The 2,864-nt window shown below is 74.2% G+C and carries 2 protein-coding genes and 1 pseudogene; all 3 read left to right on the top strand.

Annotated features, from left to right (window positions below; all coding sequences use genetic code 11):
• Positions 1–1,122: PP2C family protein-serine/threonine phosphatase (locus FRZ03_RS25960; RefSeq protein WP_146467573.1), on the top strand; the 1,122-nt coding region annotated here is incomplete at its 5' end.
• Positions 1,123–1,202: 80 nt separating this feature from the next.
• Positions 1,203–2,540: a vWA domain-containing protein gene (locus FRZ03_RS25955; RefSeq protein WP_146467555.1), complete on the top strand. Its 1,338-nt coding sequence runs from the start codon at positions 1,203–1,205 to the stop codon at positions 2,538–2,540.
• Between the two features lie 58 nt (positions 2,541–2,598).
• Positions 2,599–2,748, top strand: a pseudogene (locus tag FRZ03_RS40565) (FHA domain-containing protein); the annotation flags it as partial.
• Positions 2,749–2,864: the final 116 nt, after the last annotated feature.

Raw genomic sequence — 2,864 nt, 5'->3', positions numbered from 1 at the left:
ACCGATCTGCCCGGCACCGACTCGGGCGGCCACCCACTGCACCCCATGGAACCGGCCGCGCCGCCCGCGCCCGCCGGGCCGACCGCGTCCGGCGTCCGCCTGGACCGGCCGGCGGAACCGGAGGAGTACCCCTTGCAGGCACCGGACCCCCAGGCACCGAACGCGCGGGCGGCCCAGTCCGGCGCGCCGCAGGAGCACGCGCAGCCCGCCCCGACCTGTGTCGCCTGCCGGGCCGGCCGGGTGGACAGCGACGGCTACTGCGAGAACTGCGGGCACGCCCAGCCCCGTGAACGCGACCACATGGAGCGGGAGTCGGGCCCGGTGGCCGCCGTCAGCGACCGCGGGCTGCGCCACCACCGCAACGAGGACGCCTTCACCGTCGGCCACACCGCGCTGCCCGACGGCACCCCGGCGGCCCTCGCCGTCGTCTGCGACGGCGTCTCCTCGGCCACCCGCCCCGACGAGGCGTCGGCCGCCGCCGCCCGGGCGGCCGGTGACACCCTGCTCGCCGCCCTGCCGCGCGGCACCCACCCGCAGGCGGCCATGCACGAGGCGATCGTCGCCGCCGCGCAGGCCGTCAACGCGCTCGCCGGGGAGCCGGACGCGGCCCGCGAGCACGACCCGCACCAGAACGCCCCGGCCTGCACCATCGTCTCCGCCGTGGTCGCCGCCGGGCTGCTGGTGGTCGGCTGGGTCGGCGACAGCCGCGCCTACTGGGTGCCGGACGACCGCGGCGCCCCGCCCGCCCGGCTGACCGAGGACGACTCCTGGGCCGCGCAGATGGTCGCCGCCGGGCTGATGAGCGAGGCCGAGGCGTACGCCGACGAACGGGCCCACGCCATCACCGGCTGGCTCGGCGCGGACGCCTACGAACTGGACCCGCACACCGCCTCGTTCGAACCGGACCGGCCCGGTGTCGTGGTGGTGTGCACCGACGGGCTGTGGAACTACGCCGAAACGGCCGCGGAGATGGCCGAGACGATCCCGGCGGACGCCGCCGTCCGCCCGCTGCACAGCGCCCGCGTCCTGGTCGGCCACGCCCTGGACGGCGGGGGCCACGACAACGTAACAGTGGCGGTCCTGCCGTTCCCGGCACCACCGCGGGGGGCAGGATCGGCCTGAGGCCACGGGCCGGAGGGGACCGGCCCGTACACAGCCATCGCCCGGCGTGAGCGGGGCGGTCGAGGGGGATTCGAGTCGGTATGGCCAACTTCGCGAAACCTGACGTGCCGCGGTTCTCGGTGGACGTGTACCAGAACGAGTACCTGCCCGAGGGCGGCCGCGAGGTCAACGCCATCGTCACGGTGACGGCGACCGGAGGGGGCACGATCGGCACGGGCCTGGGCACCGCCGCTGCCGGGCGGCGGCCGTCGGCCGCGGTGGCGGTCATGGTCGACTGCTCGGGCTCCATGGACTATCCGCCGGCCAAGATGCGCCACGCCCGGGGCGCCACGGCCGCCGCCGTCGACACCCTGCGCGACGGCACGCGCTTCGCCGTGATCGGCGGCACCCATGTGGCCACCGAGGTCTACCCGGGCGGCGGCCGGCTCGCCGTCGCGGGACCGGCCACCCGGGAGGAGGCCAAGCAGGCGCTGCGCCGGCTGAGCGCGGGCGGCGGTACGGCCATCGGCACCTGGCTGCGGCTCGCCGACCGGCTGCTGGCCTCGGCGGACGTCACCCTGCGGCACGGCATCCTGCTCACCGACGGCCGCAACGAGCACGAGTCGCCGGACGAGCTGCGGGCCGCCCTGGACGCCTGCGCCGGACGGTTCACCTGTGACGCGCGGGGCGTGGGCACCGACTGGGAAGTGAAAGAAGTCACAGGCATCGCCTCGGCGCTGCTCGGCACCGCCGACATCGTCGCCGATCCGGCGGGCCTGGCCGCGGACTTCACGCGGATGATGGAGACGGCGATGGGCAAGGAGGTCGCGGACGTCGCCCTGCGGGTGTGGACACCGGTCGGGACGGCCATCCGCTTCGTCAAGCAAGTCGCGCCCGCCGTCGTGGACTTGACCGGAAGACGCACCGAGGCCGGGCCGCGCGCCGGGGACTACCCCACCGGCTCCTGGGGCGACGAGTCCCGCGACTACCACCTGTGCGTCAAGGTCCCGCCGGCCGGCCTCGGCCGCGAGATGCTCGCCGCCCGTGTCTCGCTGGTGGTGCCCGGGCCGGACGGAACGGCACAGAATCTCGGCGCCCAGGGTCTCGTACGGGCCGTGTGGACCGACGACATGACGGCCTCCACCGCGATCAGCCCCCAAGTCGCCCACTACACCGGGCAGGCCGAACTGGCGCAAGTCATCAAGCAGGGGCTCGATCTTCGCAAAGTGGGCGATTTCGATGGAGCAACGGCCAAACTGGGGCGGGCCGTTCAGCTGGCGAGCGCCTCGGGGAACGCGGATACTGCGAAACTGCTTGCGAAGGTGGTGGACGTGGTCGACGCCGCGACAGGTACTGTGCGGTTGAAGACGAGGGTCGCGGAGGCGGACGAGATGACTCTGGAGACCCGGTCCACAAAAACTGTTCGTGTAAAGAAGTGACCCTGGAAGCGACGCCAGGCGAGCCAGCCCAGCCCTGAGACGAAGGGGAAGCACCGACATGCCGACCTGCCCGAACGGACACCAGTCGGGTTCCGACGACTGGTGCGAGGTCTGCGGTCACCGCATGGCCGGTGCCGTACCTCCGCCGCCCCCGCCGCCCGGCGGCTACGGCTTCCCGCCCCCGCAGGGCGGCGGGGGCGGCGGAGGTACGGCACCGGCCATGCGGTGACCGCAGACCTCGCACCAGTCGTCGGAACCCGACTGGTGTCCGTTCGGGCAGGTCGGCATGTCGGTGCTTCCCCTTCGTCTCAGGGCTGGGCTGGC

Origin of the sequence: Streptomyces misionensis, from assembly GCF_007896895.1 — a bacterium.
Classification (GTDB): domain Bacteria; phylum Actinomycetota; class Actinomycetes; order Streptomycetales; family Streptomycetaceae; genus Streptomyces; species Streptomyces misionensis_A.
This window is presented reverse-complemented; position numbering and strand designations above follow the sequence as displayed.

Coding starts and splice junctions, on each gene's coding strand:
- FRZ03_RS25955 (WP_146467555.1), top strand. CDS start 1,203: ATGGCCAACTTCGCGAAACCTGACGTGCCGCGGTTCTCGGTGGACGTG.